The sequence below is a fragment of the Streptomyces cupreus genome (assembly GCF_014257025.1).
Taxonomy (GTDB): Bacteria; Actinomycetota; Actinomycetes; order Streptomycetales; family Streptomycetaceae; genus Streptomyces; species Streptomyces cupreus.
This window is the reverse complement of sequence record NZ_JACMSF010000005.1, coordinates 254,760-275,902: the sequence shown is the minus strand read 5'-3', so window position 1 is coordinate 275,902 and position 21,143 is coordinate 254,760. Positions and strand designations below refer to the sequence as shown.

Here is a 21,143-nt window from a genome sequence, read left to right as displayed (position 1 = left end):
TTGTCCAGCGGGATCCCGCCGAACAGCACCCGCATGTCGTCGACCGAGTCGATCGCCACACCCACCTTGCCGACCTCGCCGTGCGCGATCGGCGCGTCGGAGTCGTGGCCCATCTGGGTGGGCAGGTCGAAGGCGACCGACAGACCCATGGTGCCGTTGGCGATCAGCTGCTTGTAGCGGGCGTTGGACTCGGTCGCCGTGCCGAAGCCGGCGTACTGGCGCATCGTCCAGGGGCGGCCGGTGTACATCGACGGGTACACGCCGCGTGTGAAGGGGTACGACCCCGGTTCGCCCAGCTTCTCGGCCGCGTCCCAGCCCGCCAGGTCATCCGGTCCGTAGACCGGTTCGATGGGCAGTCCGGACTCCGACTCGCGCGCCATGGTGTGTTGCCTCCCGCCGAGCAGTTCGCTCGCTGCTTACTCACTGGTACAGACCGACCCTTCGACGGACTGTAGCGGCGGGGCGCGCGCCCGGAGGAGAGGACACCGCTGGGACCTTGCTCACAGCCGCGATGCGGCCCCGGTCACAACAATGCCCCGCCGTTCGCAACCAGTCATCCGCGGGGAACATCTCAAAGGACATCGGGCGGCATTGGGGGGCCGGATGAGGAGCAAGAGGAGAACGACCGGAGCGCTCGCCTCGGCGGCGGCGCTAGCGATCACGTGCGGCGGCTGTACGGTCCAGGCGGCCGATGGGAAGGCGCAGTCTCCGGTCCGCGTCGAACTGCCGAGCAGATCACCTTCCAGTACGCCGCCCAGGACGCCGGACGACTCCAAGCCAGAGCCCGCCGCGCCCGAGGTCCTCTGGTCCCGCGGTGACACCGGCCGCGACGTCCGTGAGCTCCAGGCCCGGCTGCGTCAGGTGGCCTGGCTGTTCGACGGACCGACGGGGACGTACGACGATCTCACCGAGCGGGCGGTCAAGGGGTTCCAGGGCAAGCGCGGGCTGCCGAGGACAGGGAAGACGGACACGGTCACCTGGAAACGGCTGCTGAAGATGACCCAGGAGCCGGGGAAGTGGGATCTGTATCTGATGGGCGGGCAGCCCGCCGCCGAGCCTGATCCGCGCTGTCTGACCGGCCGGGTGCTGTGCATCGACAAGACGAGCCGCACCCTGCGCTGGATGATCGACGGCCGGACCCTGTCCACGGTGGCGGTGCGCTTCGGCTCGGAGTACACCCCGACCCGGGAAGGCGTGTTCCAGGTCTACTGGAAGTCCCGGTACCACCACTCCACGCTCTACGACTCGCCGATGCCGTACGCGATGTTCTTCAGCGGGGGCCAGGCCGTGCACTACTCGTCCGACTTCGCGGCCCGTGGGTACGCCGGTGCCTCGCACGGCTGTGTCAACGTACGGGACGAGGGGGCCATCGCGGAGCTGTTCGCGCAGGTGAGGAACGGCGACAAGGTCGTCGTCTCCTGGTAGCTGTGGGGCGCGGGCGGGACCGGGGGAACGTGTCCCGCCCGCGCCAGGTGCACGAGCCGTAGGTACGGGGGGAACCCCGGCTCCGTGCGACGGCCGATGACCAGTCGGCTCACTGAATACTGCGCTGAGAGCGGCGAAAACGTCACACCCCGCGCGAAAAAACTTCGGCGCTTTACGAAACCGCAGGTCAGCGCATGTGTCGTGGGGCACGCGCGGGGGATCACAGAGCGGAGTACGTCGGGCTCGGTGAGGCGCTCGGGGCGACCGGTTCCGCCTCGGACGTGGTGCGGTCCGGCAGCAGGGGCGCGGTCGACGAGGGCGCGTCGGTGGTGATGCCGTCGGCGCGGTGGTCGTTGCCGGGGCGGGCCTGACCGTTGCCTTTTCCATTGCCTTCGCCGCCCTGGTCGTCGTCCTCGTCCTGCCCGGTGCCGCGGTCGTCGCTCTCGCCCTTGTCGAGTGCATTGCCGCCCTCGGACTCGCCGAGCAGGCCCTTGCAGTACGTCGACACGCGCGCGGAGCCGCCCGCGGCGCTCTCCAGGGCCCGTCGGCCGGCGTCGGCGAGCCGCTTGCCGTCGCGGATGTCCCGGCAGGCCGAGGTGACGGTGCCGTTCCACCCGCCGCCGGCCTTGTCCTTCTGTCCGCCGGTCGCGGCGCCGGGGGCGGTGCCGCCGCCCGCCGTCTCCCGCGAGTTGCCCTGACCCGGAGCGGCCGGGCCGCTGGACTTGCCGTCGGGCACGGTCTCGCCCTCGGCGTCGTCCTCAGGGGACGGCGACACCAGCGGGCGCTCGGGCGATGCGGCCGCCGACACCGAGGCGGCGGGCTCCGGTTCGCTGCCGTCGAACGGCGTGGGCAGGACTCCGGTTCCGGCCGCGACCGCGACCCCGCCGACCATGCCGACGGCCAGCGCGGCGGCGAGGCCGAGGCGCACCGGGCGCGCCCAGCGGGGGCGGCGGGTGCCGCGCGCGGGCGTGCCGATGCGGACGAGCCCGGCGTCGGAGGAGTGCGGGCGGGAGCGGTGGCCGAGGGTCGCGGGGGCGTCGGCGCGCTCGGTGCGGGCCGCGCGGAAGGCGGCCAGCGCGGCTGCCTCGCCGGGGAGTTCGGCGCCGATCGGCGGGGGTTCGACGGTCAGCGCCTCAAGCGTCTTGGCGAGGCGTTCCGCCTGGTCCCGATCGGCCGCGTCGACAGCTTCCAGTGGCTCCCCGTTCAGCAGATCCTCCGCCGTCCTGGGGTCCAGCCACCTGTACTGCTCGTCGGCCATCACACATCCTTCTGCGTCCGCGCCCGCGTATGCGTCACACTGGCGGACGTCACCGCGCGACCACGCGGTTCTCGCTGGGGCGGCAGGGCGTCGAGGACCCCAGCCGATTCCGGATCGCTCTCCGGACGGTCGCCGAGCAGCTCGGCGAGGCGTTTGAGACCCCGGTGCGCCGCCGTGCGGACCGCGCCCGGGCGCTTGCCCAGGGTCTCCGCGGCGGTCTTCGCGTCGAGGCCCACCACCACCCGCAGGACGACGGCTTCGGCCTGGTCCTGCGGCAGCCTGGCGATCAGGGAGAGCGTGCTGTCGGTGGCCAGGGCCTCGATGGCCTCGCCCGCCGTGTCGGACTCGGCGGCCCGGCCGGTCAGTTCCGTCTCGTCGCCGCCTATCGCGGGGCGGCGGCCGCGCATGCGTATGTGGTCCAGCGCGCGGTTGCGGGCTATTCGGGCGGCCCAGCCGCGGAAACGGTCCGCGTCGCCGCTGAAGCGGTCCAGGTCACGCGCAATCTGCAGCCAGGACTCCGACGCCACGTCCTCGGCGTCGGAGTCGCCGACCAGCGTCCGTACGTACCCGAGCAGCCGTGGGTGCACCGAGCGGTACACAGTCCGGAACGCGGTCTCGTCCCCGTCCTGTGCCGCAAGCACCGCGGCCGTCAGCTCCGCGTCGTCCCCCAGCACTCGGTACCTCGGTAGATGGTCGGTGGATGGCCCCGGCTAGGCGGCCCGCCGCTGGTTTCAGTGATCACTCGACCTTCCCCGTGCGGCGCGAAAGGCACGTTACGACCTGAAACCGCTGCTCGTCCATGTCCGCACAAGCCGCAACACACTCGTGACGGTCCGGGGTGTGACAGAAAACGCACTCCTGGCGCTGTAGGAAGTACGGGCCGCGGCGCGGCCCGTGCCGCGTGACGGCCGGGGCCTCTCCTGTGGGGGGTGGCGGCCCCGGCCGTCGCCTCGGCTTACGGCTCTGACCTGGGGCGATGCCCTGAGTCGTCCCAGACGTCGACTTGCGGGCCGTTCACCCGATCGCTTGCCCGGCGAGCAGTGCCTCACATTGACCGAGACCTCCGTGGGACTCTCCCCCACGTCCAGGTCGTTGGTGACCTTGCTGTGACGCCAGTCATGGATGCGGTGGGTGCCCGGAAGCGATTCTCCCTCACCGCCCTGGCCTGCTCGGTTGTCGGCAGTCACGCCCGAACCGTTGACGCGTTGACCGGATTGCGCTTCTAATCGGGCACTCGATGTCATCGATGACACAAGTCATCGATGACACCCCTGGGTTGTCACTCTTCGGTCCGTCCGTGCCGGAGTCGCACTCACCGCTGCGCGGACGGCCGCGGGACAAGGAGACACCATGAGCTCTGTACGCGTATCCCGGTATGCCCGCGTGCGGTTGATGGCGGCGGTGGCGACGGTCTGCGCCCTGTCCGCAGCCCCGCTCGCCCCCCGGGCGGTCGCTGCCGACACCCCGCCGTACACGGAGACCTACCGACCCCAGTTCCACTTCACTCCGGAGAAGAACTGGATGAACGACCCCAACGGCCTCGTCCACTACAAGGGCGAGTACCACCTCTTCTTCCAGTACAACCCGAACGGGAACTCCTGGGGCGACATGTCCTGGGGGCACGCGGTGAGCAAGGACCTTGTGCACTGGGAGGAGTTGCCGCTCGCCCTGTCGCACGACGCCGAGGAGATGGTGTTCTCCGGCAGCGCGGTCGTCGACTGGAACAACACCACCGGGTTCGGCACGAAGCAGAACCCGCCCATGGTGGCGATCTACACCAGCGCCTACAAGAACGGCGGCAAGCAGGCCCAGTCGCTCGCCTACAGCACCGACCGGGGCCGCACCTGGACCAAGTACCAGGGCAATCCGGTGATCGACATCGGCTCCACCGACTTCCGCGACCCCAAGGTCCAGTGGTACGCGCCGACGAGGAGCTGGCTGATGACGGTGTCGCTGTCCGCCGAGCACAAGGTGCGGTTCTACTCGTCCAAGAACCTCAAGGACTGGGAGCTGCTCAGCGAGTTCGGGCCGGCCGGTGCGACGGGCGGCGTGTGGGAGTGCCCCGACCTGTTCCCCCTCGCGGTCGACGGGGACCCGGACAACATCAAGTGGGTGCTGGTCGTCAACATCAACCCGGGTGGCATCGCGGGCGGTTCGGCCGCCCAGTACTTCGTCGGCGACTTCGACGGCAAGAAGTTCACCGCCGAGGACAAGGGCACGTACACCCCGCCCACCGGCACGGTGATGCAGGACTTCGAGAGCGCCGGCTTCGGTGAGTGGACGACGACCGGAGCCGCCTTCGGCCAGGGACCGGCAGCCGGGGCGGTGGACGGTCAGGGAGCCGTCACGGGCTTCGAGGGCAAGGGCCTCGCCAACAGCTTCCACAGCGGTGACGGCACCACCGGCACCCTCACCTCACCCGAATTCACTGTCGACAGCCCCTACTTGAACTTCAAGATCGGTGGTGGGCGGCATCCGCACGAGGCCGGAACCGTCATGGAGCAGACCCCGCCCCAGGGAACGGTCCTCGCCGACTTCGAGGGCGGCACCTACGGCGACTGGACGGCGACCGGGGACGCCTTCGGCACCGCACCGGCCACCGGCACCCTCCCCGGCCAGCAGGGTGTTTCCGGCTTCCTGGGGAATGGCCTGGCCAACACCTTCCTGAACGGCGACTCCACCACCGGCACCCTCACGTCACCCGAGTTCACCATCGACAAGAAGCACATCAACTTCCTCATCGGCGGCGGCAATCACCCGGCCGGCTCCGACAATCCGACCGCCGTCGAACTCCTCGTGGACGGCCAAGTCGTCCGCAGCGCCACCGGAAAGGACGCCGAGGCACTCAACTGGGCCTCCTGGGACGTCAGCGACCTCGCCGACAAAAAGGCGCGGCTCAGAATCGTCGACGACAACACCGGCGGCTGGGGTCACCTCAACGTCGACCACATCGTGATGTCCGACGCCCAGGCCCAGCGCGTCTCCCAGGAGACGTCCGTCAACCTGCTCGTCGACGGCGAGGTCGTCCGCAGCGCGACCGGAGCCGACAGCGAGACCCTGGACTGGGCGTCCTTCGACATACGCCCGTACGTCGGCAAGAAGGCGCGGATCCAGGTCGTCGACATGAACACCGCCGGCTGGGGCCACGTCCTGGCCGACCGGTTCACCGCCGCCGAGAAGCCCGCCAAGTCCGTGGTGCAGCGCGCGGACTGGGCCGACTACGGCAAGGACTACTACGCGGCGGTGTCCTGGGAGAACGCGCCGGGCGACAAGCGCTACATGATCGGCTGGATGAACAACTGGGACTACGGCGGCTCCATCCCCACCTCCCCCTGGCGCGGGGCACAGAGCATTCCGAGGGAGATGGCGCTGCGCACCGTCGACGGCCGGGTCCGGCTGACGAGCAAGCCGGTGAGCAGCGTGAAGTCCCTGCGTGAGACGCGCCCGGCGACCGCGACCGGCGTCACCGTCGCGAACACCTCGCAGTCCCTGATCGGCCCCGCGGCCAGCGGCAAGGCTCTCGACATCGAGGCGACCTTCTCCCTCAAGGACGCCGACCGCTTCGGCCTGAAGGTCCGCACCGGCGCCGGCGGCGAGGAGACCGTCATCGGCTACGACGCCACGACGCAGGAGCTGTACGTCGACCGCACCCGCTCCGGTGCCGGGGACTTCAACAGCACCTTCCCCGGCGTCCAGACCGCACCCCTGAAGCCGAAGAACGGCAAGGTCAAGCTGCGTATCCTCGTCGACTGGTCGTCCGTCGAGGTCTTCGGCGGCAGCGGCGAGGCCGTGATCACCGACCAGATCTTCCCCGACCCCTCCAGCACCGGCGTCGAGGTCTTCTCCGAAGGCGGCACCGCCACCCTCGACCACATGCAGGCGTGGCAGCTGAAGTCCATCTGGCCGTGACCCGCAACCTCAGGTGCCGGGCCCACGAGGCGGGCCCGGCACCGTTCATGCCACCGGGTCGAGGAAGGTCAGCACGGAGGCGTCCTCCTCGATCAGCGGGGCGAGCGCGGTGTTGAACGGGCCGCCGTACGGGGCGTTCAGGTGCGCCTGGAAGGCGTCCTCGTCCCGGTACACCTCGAAGATCCAGTAGGCGCGCGGGTGGGACGCCTTGGTGTAGACGTCGAAGGAGAGGTTGCCCTCTTCCTCCCGCACCTTCTTGGCGTACTCCAGGATCAGGCGTGCGACCTCGTCCTCCGCCCCCTCGCGGGCGGTGAACTCGGCGAGCAGGGTCTTGTTCATGGTGTGGCGTCCTCCGTGATCCGAGGCGGGGTCATGGGCTGCTCTTCTCTTCGTACGCGCCGGCCATACGGGCACGTTGCGGGCAGTCGCCGGACGGCTTCGGGCGGGCGACGGCCACGGGCGTTGCCGATTTGTGACGGGTGCAAGGCATTGACGTTGCCTGGAGGCGGAGTCCATCATCCTCGCCATGCAGTGTCAACGATGACATAAGTCAACGATGACACCCGGGACGGCATGCCCCGATGCCGGCCGCTCGCCCGCGATCCCGCAGGAGTTGTTCATGTCACGCATCTCTCGTCTGCCCTCCTCCGTGCTCAGAGCCGCCGCGTGCACGGGCATCGCGGCCCTCACTCTGACCGCCTGTGGATCCGGATCCGAATCGGGCACCGCGAGCACCGGATCGGGCAGCGTCAAGGTCGGTCTGATCACCAAGACCGACACCAACCCGTTCTTCGTGAAGATGAAGGAGGGCGCGGAGAAGGCCGCCGAGGAGAACGGCGTCGAACTGTCCACCGCGGCGGGCAAGTTCGACGGCGACAACGCCGGTCAGGTCACCGCCATCGAGAACATGGTCGCCGCCGGGGTGAAGGGCATCCTGATCACCCCCAGTGACTCCAAGGCGATCGTGCCGGCGATCGAGAAGGCCAGGGCCAAGGGCGTTCTGGTCATCGCCCTGGACACCCCGACCGACCCGGAGAGCGCGGTCGACGCCCTCTTCGCCACCGACAACCTCAAGGCCGGTGAGCTGATCGGCGAGTACGCCAAGGCCGCGATGAAGGGCAAGGAGGCGAAGATAGCCACCCTCGACCTCGCGCCGGGTGTCTCCGTCGGCGTCCAGCGGCACGACGGTTTCCTGAAGGGCTTCGGCGCCACCGACAAGGACGTCGTCTGCGCCCAGGACACCGGCGGTGACCAGGCCAAGGGCCAGACCGCGATGGAGAACTGCCTGCAGAAGGCACCCGACATCAACGTCGTCTACACCATCAACGAGCCCGCCGCGCTGGGCGCGTACACCGCGCTGAAGGCCAAGGGCCGGGAGAAGGACGTGCTGATCGTCTCCGTCGACGGCGGCTGCACCGGCACCCAGGCCGTCAAGGACGGCAAGATCGCCGCGACCTCGCAGCAGTACCCGCTGAAGATGGCCGCCGAGGGCGTCAAGGCCGTCGCGACGTACGCCAAGGACGGCAAGAAGGCATCCGGCTACACCGACACCGGCGTCACCCTGATCACCGACAAGGCGCAGGACGGTGTCACGTCCAAGGACACCGCCTACGGCCTGGAGAACTGCTGGGGCTGAGCCGCCGCCCCCAGCCGCCGCCGCTCGAAGCCCCGCAGCTGCCGCTGTTCGACACCCCACAGCGGGGCGGCCGGCCCCTCCTCCCCGACCAGGGACGGCCGCCCCCTCGTCCTCCCGCCGTCCGACAGGGACGCACAAGGACTTGAGTCTTCCGACAAGGACCTCGCATGACTGCCACGTCCACGCCACCCTCCACGTCCACGCCGTACGCCGATCTCAAGGCGCCGACCACAGTCCGCAGACTGCTCACGCAGCCGACCACCGGCCCCCTGGCCGCCCTCCTCCTGGCCTGCGTCTTCTTCTCCGTCTCGACCGACCAGTTCCTCACCGGCGGGAACTTCTCGCTGATCGTTCAGCAGGTCATGGTCGTAGGCACGCTGGCCATCGGCCAGACGCTGATCATCCTCACCGCGGGCATCGACCTGTCCTGCGGTGCGGTGATGGCGTTCGGCAGCATCATGATCGCCAAGATGGCGGCCGAGGGTTCGCTGCCCCCGCTCGCCGCGATCGCGCTGGGCCTCGTCGTCTGCGGTGGTTTCGGCCTGCTCAACGGGGCGTTGGTGCAGAAGATCCCGCTGCCGCCGTTCATCGTCACCCTCGGCATGCTCAACGTGGCGTTCGCGCTGACCCACATCTACTCCGAGGAGCAGACGGTCACCAACCTGCCCGGCCCGCTGACCGCCCTTGGCCAGACCTTCCCGCTCGGCGGGACCGACATCACCTACGGCTCGCTGGTCACGATCGCCCTGTTCCTCCTCCTCGCCTACGCCCTGAGCAGCACCAGCTGGGGCCGGCACGTCTACGCCCTGGGCAACAGCCCGGAAGCGGCGCGACTGAACGGCATCCGCACTTCCCGCCTGACCATCGGCGTCTACACCGTGGCGGGCCTGCTGTACGGCATCGCCGCCCTGCTGCTCATCTCCCGTACCGGCGTGGGCGACCCGCAGGCCGGGCAGACCGACAACCTCGACAGCATCACGGCCGTGGTCCTCGGCGGCACCAGCCTCTTCGGCGGACGCGGATCGGTCCTGGGCACGTTCATCGGCGTCCTCATCGTCGGCGTCTTCCGCAACGGCCTGCAGCTGATGGGCGTCGCCTCGATCTACCAGACCCTCATCACCGGAATCCTGGTGATCCTCGCGGTGACCGTCGACCAGATCTCCCGGAAGAAGGCCCGATGACCGCCACCAACTCCCCCACCCCTGTTCTGCAGGCCCGCGGTCTGGTCAAGCGCTACGGCCACGTCACCGCCATCGACGGCGCCGACTTCGATCTGCTGCCCGGCGAGGTCCTCGCCGTCATCGGCGACAACGGCGCCGGCAAGACCAGCCTCATCAAGGCCCTCACCGGCGCGGTGGTCCCCGACGCGGGCGAAATACGCCTCAACGGGAAGCCCATCACCTTCTCCGGCCCGCAAAGTGCCCGTGCCCACGGCATCGAGACGGTCTACCAGGACCTCGCGGTGGCCGCCTCCATGGACATCGCTTCGAACATGTTCCTCGGCCGCGAGCTCCGCCGCCCCGGCATCCTCGGCAGTGCCTTCCGCATGCTCGACAAGAAGCGCATGCGTCAGGAGGCCGCCGAGCACATGGCCGACCTGAAGATCGGCCTGCGGTCCCTCACCCAGTCGGTCGAGACCCTCTCCGGCGGACAGCGGCAGGCCGTGGCCGTCGCCCGTGCCGTCGCCTGGGCCCGCAGCGTCGTCGTCATGGACGAACCCACCGCCGCCCTCGGCGTCAAGGAGTCCGGTCAGGTGCTGGATCTCATCCGCCGGGTCCGGGACAAGGGCATGCCGGTCGTCCTGATCAGCCACAACATGCCGCACGTCTTCGAGATCGCGGACCGGATCCACGTCCACCGCCTGGGCAGGCGCGCTGCTGTGATCAAGCCCTCGGACTACTCCATGGCGGAGGTCGTCGCGATCATGACCGGCGCGCTCAGCGTCGATGAGGCCGGAGGTACTGTCGTAGCGGATTCCGAGGCGGCGAAGGCCGCGGGAGTTCAGGCCAACTGAAGCACTCACAGGTTCCGGCCGAGGCCGCGGCCGGAACCGACGAGACAGGAGACCGTTTCCTCCATGGCAGCGAACCGCCGCCCGACCATGGCAGACGTCGCCCGAGAAGTGGGCGTCAGCGCCAAGACCGTCTCCCGGGTTCTCAACGAGGACGGATACGCCTCGGAACAGACCAGGGAACAGGTTCTCGCCGCCGTGGCCAAGCTCGGTTTCCAGCCGAACCTCATGGCACGCAACATCCGCGTCGGCGGTCCGGACACCACCGTCGGACTGGTCATCCCCGACCTCGGCAACCCCTTCTTCGGAGCCGTGGCCCGCGGCATCGAGGACACGGTCCGAGACCGCGGACTGACCCTGCTCATGGGCTCCTCCGCGGACGACCCCGACCGCGAACGCGCCCTGACGGACAAGTTCCTCGCCCGGCGCGTCAGCACCCTGATCGTCGTGCCGTCCGTCGGCGCCGACCACTCCCACCTCAAGTCGCACCGCACGGCGGGACTGCCCATCGTCTTCCTCGACCGACCAGGAGTCGGCCTGTCCACGGACAGCATCGTCAGCTCCAACCGTGCGGGGGCCCAGGACGGCGTCGCCCACCTGATCGCCCACGGCCACCGCCGCATCGGATTCGTCGGCGACCTGCCCGTCAAGCTGTACACCCGCCGCGAACGCCTCGCCGGATACCGCGCGGCCCTTCAGGAAGCCGACATCCCCTACGACCGCTCGCTCGTCGCCAACGCCCACGACCAGCAGGGCGCCGAGGCCGCGACCTCACAACTCCTCGAACTGGCCGATCCCCCCACGGCCCTGTTCGCCGGAAACAACATCATGGCGCTCGGAATCGTCGCCGAACTCGCCCGCAGCAAGCGCAAGGACGTCGCCGTCGTCGCCTTCGACGACGTCTCCCTCGCCGAGGCTCTCGAACCCGCCCTGACCGTCGTCGCCCAGGACCCCGAAGAAATCGGCCGCAGCGCCGCGGCAACAGCCCTGGCCCGCCTCGACGGCGACCGCTCCCGGGCTCGCACCATCACCGTTCCCACTCGCCTGATCGTCCGAGGCTCGGGGGAGCAACCCGTGCCGAAGCGGTAGACGGCGCGTCAGTTCTTCTTGCCGGCCTTGTCGTTTTCCTTGCCCTGGCCCGGGTTGCCGCCGCTGTTGGCGTTGTCGGCACCCGGCTTGCCGCTCTCCGCCGTCTCCCGCACAAGTTGTTCCGCGCAGTACCCGGCCACCTTCTCCTCGCCGCCCGCGGCCTCGACGAGGCGCTTCCAGGCGACCGACTCCAGCGCCTTGCCGTTGCTCGCCACCTGCTCATAGGCACGGCACTGGGCCTCGGTGTCCTGGGCGGTGGACGGACGCTCGGATGGGCCCTGGCCGGTGCCGGAGGCCGCGGAGGAGGGCTCGGGGTCCGGCTCGGACGGGGCGGTGGACTGCGTGGGCGTGCCGTGGCCCTTGGAGGAGGCGTCCGAGGAGGAACCGGTCGTACCCATCGCGGCGAACGCGACCCCGCCGAGGGCGAGGCTGGCGACGAACAGCGAGAGCGTGGCCCGCAGCGAGCGCACGGTGCGGCGGCGCGTCCGGGGCCGCCAGTCGTCCCGGCGACGGGTGCGGGCCCGGTGCGCGCCCGCGTCCCGGGCGGCCCGGAACGCGGCGACGGCACGCCGCTCGCCCTCGGCGTCGACGTCGGCCGGGCGCATGGCCGCCGCGAGCAATGCCTCCAGGTCGGGCCCTGCGCCGACTCCCTGCGGGCCGGACGCGGTGCCCTGAGGGTGCGCGCGCCGACGGCCGGCAGTGCCGCCGTCGCTCAGCTGTTCACCCATGTCCGTTTCCGTTCCTGTCCGACCCGTCCGATCCGGGGCCCATGGTCCCCACGGATCCTGTGTGGCCCATGGGGCCTGTGCGGGCCGCGTGTGCCCCGGGGGCGACGCGGCTTCCGCGACCTGTGGAGGCGTGGCGCTCCCCCCGTCCTACGCCCGCGCTTCCCTCTCCGTTCATTTCGACTCCCCCAGCGTCCGGGGCCCGTCATCCGTCACACCTTCCACGCCCAGCTGGCCCGCCAGGCGCTTCAGGCCCCGGTACGCGGCGGTGCGCACCGCGCCGGGACGCTTGCCGAGCACCCGGGCTGCCGCAGGGCCGTCCAGGCCCACGACCACCCGCAACAACACCGCCTCGGCCTGGTCGCGCGGCAGCCCGCGGACCAGTTCCAGGGCGTACTCGGTGGAGATGGACTCCAGCGCCTGGTCGTGCGTGCTGTGCGGGCCCGGCAGATCGAGTACGTCCTGCTCGGTCGCCGTCGACCGGGGCCGTACCCGCTGTCTGCGGAGATGGTCCAGCGCCCGGTGCCGGGCGATGGTGGCGCTCCAGCCCCTGAAGCCCGCCCCGTCGCCCTTGAACCGGCCGAGGTCGCGGGCGATCTCCAGCCAGGCGTCGGAGGCCACGTCCTCGGCGTCGTCGCCGACGATGCCGCGCAGGTAGCCGAGGAGTGCGGGCTGCACGATCCGGTAGGCGACCGCGAAGGCCACCTCGTCGCCCTCCTGCGCCCGCGCGACGGCCGCGCCCAGCTCCCCGTCGTACGCGTGCCCACGACGGGGTTCCGCTCCCTGGCCCAAGTACTGTCCTCGTCCCACGAGTTCACGGCGGACCGCACCATGGCGCGGCCCCGCCCTTGCCCACGTCCCCCACGGTCAACAGCGTCAGGCTTCACCGAAGTGTCACAGCAACCGCCCGCACCCCACCCGTCTCATGCCGCGGCCCGCCGGACCCGGCCGTGCAGCGTCAGATAGAAGGTGTGCAGGGACTCCTCGGGGCCGCCCGCCTCGAAACGGTTGTGGACCTTGCCGAGCGGGTTCCAGACCCGGCCGTCCGGCATCCGGACGCCGACCGGCTGGCCGAAGCAGGCCCGCTGGTGGGCGTCGCACTCGACCCATACGGCGCCCGCCCTGCGAACCAGCACCTCACCGACGTACGCGCCGAGTCCGAAGAGCGTCCCGCGGGCCCGTTCCCGGTCGGCGCCGCCCTTGCGCAGGCCGTCGATCAGGAAGTCGACGACCCGCAGGCTGGCCACGGAGTAGTCGAGCGGCAGCCGGTGCCGGACGGTGAGACGCGCGACGAAAGCCGCCGTGAGCCCACGCATCTCGTTCGCTCGCGGCACCCGCTCGTCCACCTGGTCCATCGGCCCCACCCCTCCGGTCGATCCACGGGGGAACCTCTTCGACTCCCCCACAGCATCAAGCGGATTTCGGCACAAGGGCATCACGGGTCACGACTGTGCTCATCCGCACACAGAAAAGCCCTGGATCCGTACAACCTTTTGCTCGGGTGATGTTTGAAAACGACCCAACGCTTAGAGGAGAGCACGCCTGTTACAGGTGTGGCGATCGTGTCCAATCTCTAGGGGTGGGGTAGTTGAGTCCTCGTAGCACCCATGCGTACAAGCCGCTCAGTCTCAAGCGGCGGGCCTGGCTGACCGTCGGGGCGGTCGTGCTGAGCGGGGCGGGTGTCGTCACATATGCGATGGCGGACCAGTCCACGCCGTCCGACGACAAGGCGGGCGAGCGCGAGCCGTCCGTGCACACGCTGAAGCTGGAGAACGAGGGCTCGGGCCGCAAGGGCCTGGACAAGCGGGACACCGAGCGGTTCAGCGCGGTCGTGGTGACCTGGGACGACCCCGAGGCCGAGACCAACGGCACCCCCGAGGTGCGCACCCGGGACATCGAGACCGGCAAGTGGTCGGACTGGCAGAAGCTGGTTCTGGAGCCGAGCCAGGCGGATGGCGCGGAGGCCGAGCGGGCCGCTCTGCGCGGCGGTACGGAGTCGGTGTGGACCGGTGAGTCCGACGGCGTCGAGGTGCGGGTCGTGAACGCCGACGGCACCGAGGTCGGCGGTCAGCCGGCCGGCATGGACGTCAAGCTGCTGGACCCGGGCACGGATCCGGAGGGCGGGGTGGAGCCGGCGGCCTTCGCGGTGGAGGAGCCGACTCCGCCCGCCTCTGCCTCCCCGAGTCCGAGCCCGACGCCGACGCCGACCCCCACCTCCACGGTCCCGGCCCCCCGCCCCTCCACGGTCGTGAAGCCGCCGGTCATCACGCAGGCGGAGTGGGGCGCGTCGACGGACTACAACGGCACGCCGAGCTACGGCACCGACATCAAGGCCGCCGTCATCCACCACACCGGCGTCGACAGCGACAACACGCTGTCCTGCGCCGAGTCCCGGGCCCGGATGCGCACGATCCAGCAGGCGCACTTCTCCCAGGACTACTTCGACGTCGGCTACAACTTCGTCGTCGACAAGTGCGGCCAGATCTTCGAGGGCCGCAGCGGCGGCATGGACCTGCCGGTGATCGGCGCGCACGACGCCGGCTTCAACACCGACACCCTCGGCATCTCCTACATCGGCAACTTCGAGTCGGCCAAGCCGACCAAGGCCGCGCTCGACGCCATCGCGCGGGTCGTCGCCTGGAAGTTCGGGATGTACGGCATCGACGCGACGTCCGAGGTCACGCTGACCTCCCGCGCCCCGCTGAACTACAGCGGCAACAAGGTCGCCGAGGGCCAGCAGATCACGCTGCCGCGGGTCTTCGGCCACAGGGACACCAACGCCACGGCCTGCCCCGGCCTCAACCTGTACCCGAAGCTCGGGCAGATCGCCTCGCTCGCCAAGACCCCGGGCATCTCGCACGCCCTGGCCACCACCGACTTCAACCGCGACGGCGTGACCGACCTGGTCGCCGGCACCCCGAAGGCCAACCGTGTCACCGTGATCCCGGGCGGCGTCGACGGCCCGGTCACGACGGCGAAGATCGGCTTCACCCAGAACAGCGCCGGTGTCCCCGGCACCTCCGAGACCGGTGACTCCTTCGGCGCCTCGACCGCCTGGGGCGACGTCAACGGCGACGGTCACGCCGACCTCGCGATCGGCTCGCCGGGCGAGGACGACACCAGCGGCAACGCCGACCGCGGTCAGGTCACGGTGATGTACGGCCCGGCCCTCAACACCGGTTTCTCGTACACCACGACCGGGGTCACCGCGGCCGGCGCCAAGCTCGGCTCGGCCGTCACCGTCGGCGACTTCAACGGCGACGGCAAGGCGGACGTCTTCTCGGCCGGCACCGGCAAGGGCGGCAGCTACCACGTCCGTCTGACCGACGGCTCGACGACGTACGGCACCCTCACCACCGCCACCGGCTCGATCGCGTACCTCGACGCCGCGACCGGCGACTTCAACCGGGACGGCTACTCCGACGTCGTCCTCAACTACCGCGACAGCGGCGGCATCGGGCGCGTGGTCCGTTTCGCGGGCTCGTCGACCGGTCTGACCAAGGCCGGGGTCCTGTCGGTCAAGGGCGGCCGCTCGATCGCGGCCGGTGACTTCAACGGCAACGGCTACGACGACATCGTCATCGGCCAGCCGGTCGCCTCGGAGTCGGGCGCGATCTCGGGCGGCCAGATCACCATGCTGTTCGGCACGTCGACCGGCTTCACCACGACCGGCATGAGGGTCATCCACCAGGACACATCGGGCGTCCCCGGCGGCAACGAGTCCGGCGACTCCCTCGGTATCTCCGTCTCGGCCGGCGACTTCAACGCCGACGGCTACGCCGACGCCCTGGCCGGCGCCCGCGGCGAGGACCTCACCCGCAGCGGCGTCAGCTACGCCAACGCGGGCACCGTGATCCTCGTGAAGGGCAGTTCGACCGGACTGACCGGCACCGGCTCGGTGGAGATCTCGCAGGACACGACGAGCGTCCCCGGCTCCGCGGAGGCGGGCGATCTGTTCGGTACGTCGGTGTCGCTGGCCGACCTGTCCGGCTACGGCCGCGCCGACCTCACGATCGGGGCGGACGGCGAGGACGGCACGGACGGCATCCTGCTGCACATCCCGAGCAACAGCACGGGCATCGGATACGGCGACTCGGTCATCTACAGCAAGACCACCCTGGGCACGCCGACGGACGGCGGCCTCGGAGCGGTGCTGGCGCCGTAACGACGGCAACAGCCCTTGGATTCGGCCGGGGTCCCGCCCACTGCACGGGACCCCGGCCGCTTCACATCCCGACGGTCGCGTCCCGGCACAGCAGCCGCAGCGAGCCGTCGCCGGTGAAGCACCGGCGGGCCTCGTCGATGGGGTCCCACAGTTTGCCGTCGGGCGTGCGTATCCAGTGGTCGCCGCCGCTCGCCCACCACTCGGCACCGGTCTGACGGACGATCACCTCACCGGCGTACGCCCCGAATCCGCGCAGCACGCTCTCCACGGCGCCCTGCGGGGTGCCCTCCCGACGCAGATCGTCGATCATCCGATCCAGCCGCCACAGGCTCTGCGCCGAGTAGTCGAGGCGCAGCCGCGCCCCCTCACGCATCGTCGAAACCGTGTCCGCCGCCCATCGCACCGGCTTCGCCGCAGCTGAGGGCCTGGTCTGCTGCTCAGTCGTCACATCGACAAGAGCGTGGCCACCCCGGGTTTCGTCACTCGGATCCGGCCGCTGATCCGGACCGGCGCACTACCGCCCCACCTCCACCCCAGGACGGTCACAGGAAACCCTCACAACGCGGGTGTGACGTCTGGCCGCTCCCGTGCGCTCCAGAGACTGATGAGCGTGTACTTCCATCTGCGCGCGGTGCCGCCCTCGGCACTGCGCAACAGCGCGACCTGGTTCCGTCGTCTGTTCGCCGACGACTGGAACACCGTCCGGGAGCGGATCGGCCGGCACCGCGAGGAGGTGCTGGACAAGGGGTACCGGCACCACGCGGCGCTGTACGCCGGGGTCCCCCCGCACCAGGCGCCGGACGGCCCATGCACCCATGTGGTGCTGGGCGGCTGCCCGGTCTCCCACCCCGACCCGTCCCTGCCGCCCTTCCTGCTGCTCACCGCCGCCCAGGCGCACCGCGTGGCGGAGTACCTGGAGGAGACGGACTTCGAGCACCTGTGGCGGCAGGCCCGCGAGGAGCTGATGCGCCCGTACGGCATGCCGGAGGCCGAGCGGGACATACGGAGCGCCTTCGCCTCGGCGCACCGGGACCTGACCGCGTTCTACGCGCAGACGGCCCAGTACGGCGACGCGGTGGTGAAGTGGCTGATGATCCAGGGCACGGGCGCCTCAGACCCGGCCCCGTGCCCTCCGTGACACCACCGCGCGCAGCACCCGCCGGCCCTCGGTGGACACCTCCAGCGCGGGACGCAGCCCGCCCGCGCCATGACCGGAGAGCAGTTCCAGCACGGTGATCTGGCGCCGCAGTTCGGCGGCGACGAGCGGCGACATGCCCTCCGTACGGCCCTCGCGGCGGGCGTCGACCGAGGAGGCCTCGTCGGCGACCAGGTCGAGCATGCGGTGGATCTGGAGCGCGGCGACCGAGCAGGCGTCCGCCCAGACCCGCACCTCGGCGGCCGAGCGCTCGGCCGGGGCCGCCTCCAGCATCCGGCGGGCCAGCAGCACGGCCTCGTCCTCGTCCGACTCATCACACGTACCGTCGACCTTGCCGCGCACCTGTTCCAGGCGGTCGGCCCAGTCTCCGCCGCCGGAAGGGTCCGCGAGGCTCGCCCACAACGGCCGCAGCAGTTCGTCATCACCGCCCAGCAGCGGTACACACCGATCCAAACAAGCCAACCCGCTGGCGGCCAGTCCGCGTTCGTCGGCCTGAGCGATCAACTCCACCAGGCTCATCCACGCCTCCCTCTGCGGGCCTCTATGGGGCTCCACCGGGCACCTTCCCTAACGGAGCCCGCACTTCCCCTTACTGCGTGCGACGGCCCAGGAGTGTCACAGGGGCACTACTCCGAGTCGGTCGAGCAGCCGGAAGAAGAGGTTTTCGGCCAAGGGGTCGGGCTCGGCGCCGAACACATCGAACAGGGGCTCGGCCGCCACGGTGTGCCCGGCCTCGGCGGCCCAGGCGACGGCCCGCTCGGCGGCGTCACGGGGCTCCAGGAAGTAGTCCTCCAGGGTGAGCCCTTCGCCGGCACCGAGCCGGTTCGCCATCGCGTCCCGCCCGAGGCAGGTCGTCCACGCCCCGCTCTCCGGGCCCGCCGCCTCCAGCACCGCGCAGTCGCTGTCCATGACGTACCCGAACAGCGCGGGCCACCCGGTCTGATGGGCGAGCTCGTGCATGTTCCCGACGTCGCCCTCGCCGCTCGGATACTCCCAGACCTGCCAGCCGCCCGGCGCCTCCTGACGCAGGGTCAGCCCCGGCGCGCCCGCCAGTGCCGCCAGCTCCGCGAGCGGCCGCTCATCGCGCCCCACGACGAAGTACCCCCAGTAGCCCATGTCCGTTCCCCCAGGCTGTTCGCTTCGGCTCGGGCCGAATACACCACAGCCGTACGCCCGTTCGCAGCCGGATCGGACAATCCATGCCTACGCGGGCACCGGTGCCGGTCCCTGGAGGGCCTTCTCGTGCTGCATCCGGGTCAGGCGCAGGACGACGGCGATGGCGAGCGCGGCCGCCGCGATGTCGAGGACGTCCGTGATGAGCACGGACTGCACGGCGTCCTGGATCTCCTTGGGGGTCTTGGACTGCTTGTACTGGGTGAACGAGGCCCGCCCCGCGATCAGCGAGATCACCCACAGCGTCCACCAGGCGTTGACCAGCCCGTGCGGCCGCGGCGCCGCCCAGGGGCTGCTGGCGTCCCAGATGTCCAGGGTGATCCGGCGCGGGTACCAGAGGTGGATGATCGGCACGAACCAGCCGCCGATCGCCCAGCCCCGCTTCTTGCTGTGCCCGAAGGGGCTGAACACCTCGGCGTTGACCCGCACCCGGTGGAACCAGCACAGGAACAGCACGACGCTGGCGATCAACGCGGCCGTCTGGGCCATGCCCGTCCAGGAGTACAGACGCTCCACACGGCTCGCCCGCCCGTCGAGTACGGCGTCGTAGGTGCCGTCCGCGTAGTCGGCCCACAGGTCGTACATGCCGTAGTCCGCCCAGACCGCGACCAGATCGGTGGCGATGACCAGCCCGAGCCCGGCGACGGCGGCGCGTCCGAGCCCGACCGGCGAGCGCAGCCAGGCGGGTGCCGCACGGAATTGGCCGTGCTGAAGGTCGGTCATGAGGCTGTCCCCCCGAGGTTCTGAAACGGAAAGCCGGGCGCGGCTCTCCCCCACCTCACGCACGGCATGCGGAACATACGGTTCGGCAGGGCCGTACGTCCATCCCTTTCAGCCCAGGCGGTCGGCCAGCGCCGTGAAGTCCGCCCAGGACCGCTCGGGCGTGCCCGGGTTCCAGAGCTTCTCGACGGTCGCCCGCAGCGGCATCCGGATGCCGGCCGTCACCTGGTCCTGGGTCTGGGAGTTCGCGAGGTCGCACCAGACGGCGAAGGACCCGCCGAGGATCTGGCCGTCGTACTTCGCCGCGACGGCCTGGGTGCCGCGCAGGACGAGCGGGGTCCACTGCTCGTAGATGCGCTGCCCGGTCGGATAGACGAAGGTCTGCGGCTGCCCGAGGACGTAGTACAGGAACTCGTCGTTGTAGTTGACGACCTGCCGCCCCGCCGCCAGATACTCCACCGGCAGCCGGGCGCCGATCTCCTTGCCGGTCCAGTAGGCGACCTTGATGTCCTTGTCCGCCTGGACGGAGGTGCCACTGAAGAAGCCGTCGTTCCAGGCCCGTGGGGTCCGGTCGTGGACGCGGACCGTGGCGGCGCGGTCGTTGAGCCAGCCGGTGGTCAGATCGGCGACGGTCGCCCCGGAGCCGTAGGCCTCCCGCGCCGCGGTCGCGAGCTGCGGGTAGGACGTCTCGGGGTCGGAGACGGTCAGCGCCTGGTACTCGTCACCGCCGAGATGCCACTCACCGCCCGGGAAGAGCTCGGCGTACTCGTTCAGCAGGTCGTCGAGGATCTCGGCGGACTCGTCCTGCGAGATGTCGATCGCCCCGCGTGTGGCCACGCCCGACGCGTTGCGCAGTTGCAGATCGGGATGGGCCGCGATCACCGCCCCCAGATGCCCGGGCGAGTCGATCTCGGGCACGACGGTGATGTGCCGCTCGGCGGCGACCTCGACGATCCGCTCGACCTCCGCCTTCGTCAGATGCGGATCGGAGACGATCTCGGGATGCGACGAGGACTCGATCCGGAACGCCTGGTCGTCGGAGAAGTGCAGCCCCAGCTGGTTGAACTTCAGATCGCCCAGTTCCCGGACCCGGTCCTCGATCCAGTCGGCGGTGAAGTGCTTGCGCGCGATGTCCAGCATGAATCCGCGCACCTTTTTCGCCGGGTCGTCCCGCACGACGCCCTCCGGCGCCGTGCCACCGCCGTGCACCGCCTGCTTCAGCGTCCGGGTTCCGTAGAAGACGCCCGCGTCGGCGGCCCCGCTGATGTTCACCCGCCCGCCGCGCACGGTCAGGGAGTAGGACTCCGGATCCGCGCCCTCGTCGTCGTTCAGCGACAGCCGTACGTCCCCGGCCAGCACGTCGTCCTTCTCGCCCGCGTAGGTCAGCCCCAGTTCCCGCGCGATCAGCCGCCCCTCGTCCGCCAGATCCGCGTCCCCGACGACCACCCGCTCCCCCCGCACCGGCCGCCACCCGGGCCCGCGCGCCGGCGTGTGCGAGCGGACCGCCGGAATGGTCCGGGGCGTGCTGGAGAGCGCGTACGACCGACTGGGACTCGGCGCCGGCACCGCCGCGGACCGGGAGGGCTCGGCCGGCCGGGACGACACCTCGCCGGACGGCTGCCACGCCGCCGAGCCCGTGGGCCCGGAGTCGCCGTCGCTGCCGGAAGCCCACAGTCCGAGGCCCACGCCGAACGCGGCGACCACGGCCCCGACCAGGAGGGCCCGCTGTCCGACCTTCTTCTCCGGCGCCCGGCGCCTGTGCTGGCTCACCCAGCCAACCTACGACCGGTGAGCGCGGCGCGCGTCCACCACACGTTCCGAAACTCTCCCGTTCGGCTGAAATTCGGGCATCCGTCGGACGTCTCACGGCCACGGT

At 70.4% G+C, this 21,143-nt stretch carries 20 protein-coding genes; 8 read left to right on the top strand and 12 right to left on the bottom strand.

What is annotated here, in order from left to right; translation table 11 throughout:
* The coding region (locus tag H4N64_RS07430; RefSeq protein ID WP_260859582.1) for a methylmalonyl-CoA mutase family protein at positions 1-380 on the bottom strand (380 nt) is incomplete at its 3' end.
* A 223-nt stretch (positions 381-603) separates the two neighbouring features.
* Here H4N64_RS07430 and H4N64_RS07425 point away from each other — a divergent pair.
* A complete protein-coding gene (locus H4N64_RS07425) occupies positions 604-1,425 on the top strand; it encodes a L,D-transpeptidase family protein (RefSeq protein WP_186281294.1) in 822 nt (273 codons plus the stop codon).
* Positions 1,426-1,645: 220 nt separating this feature from the next.
* Here H4N64_RS07425 and H4N64_RS07420 read toward each other — a convergent pair whose 3' ends face one another.
* Positions 1,646-2,683: a hypothetical protein gene (locus H4N64_RS07420; RefSeq protein WP_186281293.1), complete on the bottom strand. Its 1,038-nt coding sequence runs from the start codon at positions 2,681-2,683 to the stop codon at positions 1,646-1,648.
* Positions 2,683-3,357 carry a sigma-70 family RNA polymerase sigma factor gene (locus H4N64_RS07415; RefSeq protein ID WP_186281292.1) on the bottom strand — a complete coding sequence of 225 codons (675 nt, stop codon included), beginning with the start codon at positions 3,355-3,357 and terminating at the stop codon, positions 2,683-2,685. The genes H4N64_RS07420 and H4N64_RS07415 overlap by 1 nt, the downstream gene beginning before the upstream one ends.
* A gap of 676 nt (positions 3,358-4,033) precedes the next feature.
* On the opposite strand from H4N64_RS07415, the gene H4N64_RS07410 reads away from it, so the two are divergent.
* Positions 4,034-6,592: a GH32 C-terminal domain-containing protein gene (locus H4N64_RS07410; protein ID WP_186281291.1), complete on the top strand. Its 2,559-nt coding sequence runs from the start codon at positions 4,034-4,036 to the stop codon at positions 6,590-6,592.
* A gap of 45 nt (positions 6,593-6,637) precedes the next feature.
* On the opposite strand, the gene H4N64_RS07405 is transcribed toward H4N64_RS07410, so the two are convergent.
* On the bottom strand, positions 6,638-6,931 hold the full coding sequence (locus H4N64_RS07405; RefSeq protein ID WP_186281290.1) for a putative quinol monooxygenase: 294 nt from the start codon (positions 6,929-6,931) through the stop codon (positions 6,638-6,640).
* A gap of 280 nt (positions 6,932-7,211) precedes the next feature.
* On the opposite strand from H4N64_RS07405, the gene H4N64_RS07400 reads away from it, so the two are divergent.
* The 4 genes from H4N64_RS07400 (at position 7,212) to H4N64_RS07385 (ending at position 11,328) form a co-directional block, all read left to right on the top strand.
* Positions 7,212-8,228, top strand: coding sequence for a sugar ABC transporter substrate-binding protein (locus tag H4N64_RS07400; protein WP_186281289.1), 1,017 nt, complete (start codon positions 7,212-7,214; stop codon positions 8,226-8,228).
* Positions 8,229-8,395: 167 nt separating this feature from the next.
* On the top strand, positions 8,396-9,409 hold the full coding sequence (locus H4N64_RS07395) for an ABC transporter permease (RefSeq protein ID WP_186281288.1): 1,014 nt from the start codon (positions 8,396-8,398) through the stop codon (positions 9,407-9,409).
* Positions 9,406-10,242 (top strand): ATP-binding cassette domain-containing protein, encoded by an 837-nt coding sequence (locus tag H4N64_RS07390; protein ID WP_186281287.1) that lies wholly within the window; start codon positions 9,406-9,408, stop codon positions 10,240-10,242. Before H4N64_RS07395 ends, H4N64_RS07390 begins: the two co-directional genes overlap by 4 nt.
* A 63-nt stretch (positions 10,243-10,305) precedes the next feature.
* Complete coding sequence (locus H4N64_RS07385) at positions 10,306-11,328, top strand: LacI family DNA-binding transcriptional regulator (protein ID WP_186281286.1); 1,023 nt, start codon at positions 10,306-10,308, stop codon at positions 11,326-11,328.
* 8 nt (positions 11,329-11,336) lie between these two features.
* Here H4N64_RS07385 and H4N64_RS07380 read toward each other — a convergent pair whose 3' ends face one another.
* From H4N64_RS07380 to H4N64_RS07370, 3 genes are all read right to left on the bottom strand, one after another.
* A complete protein-coding gene (locus H4N64_RS07380; protein ID WP_186281285.1) occupies positions 11,337-12,056 on the bottom strand; it encodes a hypothetical protein in 720 nt (239 codons plus the stop codon).
* A gap of 171 nt (positions 12,057-12,227) precedes the next feature.
* Positions 12,228-12,845 (bottom strand): RNA polymerase sigma factor, encoded by a 618-nt coding sequence (locus H4N64_RS07375; RefSeq protein ID WP_186281284.1) that lies wholly within the window; start codon positions 12,843-12,845, stop codon positions 12,228-12,230.
* A 131-nt stretch (positions 12,846-12,976) separates the two neighbouring features.
* Positions 12,977-13,408, bottom strand: a complete 432-nt coding sequence (locus tag H4N64_RS07370; protein WP_186281283.1) for a hypothetical protein — start codon at positions 13,406-13,408, stop codon at positions 12,977-12,979.
* 233 nt (positions 13,409-13,641) lie between these two features.
* Between H4N64_RS07370 and H4N64_RS07365 the strand changes: the two genes are divergently transcribed.
* A complete protein-coding gene (locus H4N64_RS07365) occupies positions 13,642-16,218 on the top strand; it encodes an FG-GAP-like repeat-containing protein (RefSeq protein WP_186281282.1) in 2,577 nt (858 codons plus the stop codon).
* A gap of 61 nt (positions 16,219-16,279) precedes the next feature.
* Here H4N64_RS07365 and H4N64_RS07360 read toward each other — a convergent pair whose 3' ends face one another.
* Complete coding sequence (locus H4N64_RS07360; RefSeq protein WP_186281281.1) at positions 16,280-16,666, bottom strand: hypothetical protein; 387 nt, start codon at positions 16,664-16,666, stop codon at positions 16,280-16,282.
* A gap of 156 nt (positions 16,667-16,822) precedes the next feature.
* Between H4N64_RS07360 and H4N64_RS07355 the strand changes: the two genes are divergently transcribed.
* The gene (locus H4N64_RS07355; RefSeq protein WP_186281280.1) at positions 16,823-17,356 is read left to right on the top strand and encodes a DUF1877 family protein; all 534 of its coding nucleotides are present in this window, start codon (positions 16,823-16,825) and stop codon (positions 17,354-17,356) included.
* Here H4N64_RS07355 and H4N64_RS07350 read toward each other — a convergent pair.
* The 4 genes from H4N64_RS07350 to H4N64_RS07335 form a co-directional block, all read right to left on the bottom strand.
* On the bottom strand, positions 17,330-17,893 hold the full coding sequence (locus H4N64_RS07350; RefSeq protein ID WP_186281279.1) for a hypothetical protein: 564 nt from the start codon (positions 17,891-17,893) through the stop codon (positions 17,330-17,332). The two genes, H4N64_RS07355 and H4N64_RS07350, sit on opposite strands and share 27 nt — an antisense overlap.
* Positions 17,894-17,989: 96 nt before the next feature.
* Entirely contained in the window at positions 17,990-18,490 is a 501-nt protein-coding gene (locus H4N64_RS07345; RefSeq protein ID WP_186281278.1) for a hypothetical protein, read from the bottom strand.
* An 87-nt stretch (positions 18,491-18,577) separates the two neighbouring features.
* Positions 18,578-19,270 carry a DUF4328 domain-containing protein gene (locus H4N64_RS07340; RefSeq protein ID WP_186281277.1) on the bottom strand — a complete coding sequence of 231 codons (693 nt, stop codon included), beginning with the start codon at positions 19,268-19,270 and terminating at the stop codon, positions 18,578-18,580.
* A 108-nt stretch (positions 19,271-19,378) separates the two neighbouring features.
* Positions 19,379-21,037 carry a family 20 glycosylhydrolase gene (locus tag H4N64_RS07335; RefSeq protein ID WP_186281276.1) on the bottom strand — a complete coding sequence of 553 codons (1,659 nt, stop codon included), beginning with the start codon at positions 21,035-21,037 and terminating at the stop codon, positions 19,379-19,381.
* Positions 21,038-21,143: the final 106 nt, after the last annotated feature.